The sequence below is a fragment of the Kocuria himachalensis genome, from assembly GCF_054784195.1.
Genome location: NZ_BAAGPL010000061.1, coordinates 1 through 840, shown reverse-complemented (window position 1 = coordinate 840; position 840 = coordinate 1). Strand labels below are relative to the sequence as shown.

The 840-nt window shown below is 71.9% G+C and carries 1 protein-coding gene; it reads left to right on the top strand.

What is annotated here, in order from left to right; all coding sequences use genetic code 11:
- On the top strand, positions 1–840 hold an 840-nt coding region (locus ACYVM4_RS18555; protein WP_460669511.1), incomplete at both ends, for a nucleotide-binding protein.

Below are 840 nucleotides of genomic sequence, written 5' to 3'. Positions count from 1 at the left end.
TTGCAGCTGCTCCGGGAGACGACCACGGATCAGCCCGAATCCCCCGCCCGGTACGGGTGGCGCGGATGGTGCAACCAGACCCTCGGACTGTCCCTGGCTGCCTCAGCCGCCGAGCGGGCATCCCGTGCCCGCCGGGTGCGGATCCAGCGGCCGCTGGAGACCCACCGCACCGTGGCGGTGCTCCAGCTCAAGGGCGGGGGCGGGAAGACCACCACGGCCTACCACCTGGCCGCCACCGCCGGGCGGGTGCGCGGGGGCAACATCTTGGCCGGGGAGTTCAACGAGAACCAGGGCACCCTGGCCGAACGCTCCCTGGCCGGCGGCCACGACCGCACCACCCTGGATCTGATCCGCAACCTGGAGACCGTCACCCGGCGCACCGCCGACCTCGTGCGCTACGTGCGCCCCCAGGGCGATGACCGGATCCACGTGCTGGCCTCCCCGCCCGAAGGTACCGACCGCACCCGGGTGGACGGACGCTCCGTACGGGCAGCGCATGAGACCCTGCGGTCGCTTTACAGCCTGATCCTGCTCGACACCGGCAACTCCGCCCAGTCCTCCACCTGGCGGGCCGCCGTGGACGTGGCCGACTCCCTGGTGCTGGTGGCCCACAACCGCGAAGACGACGCCCGCCTGCTGGAGGCCACCGTGGCCGCCGTCGCCGCCGAGGGCCACGGGCCGAAGCTGGCCCGGTCCGTGCTGGTGGTTTCCAACACCGCCACCAACAACACCGAACGCCTCACCCGGCTGCGCGAGTACGCCCAGGCGGTCGGGTTGGCCGGGACCGTCGTCATCCCCTTCGACAAGTCCCTCCAAGAAGGACGCGCCTTCCACTACGAC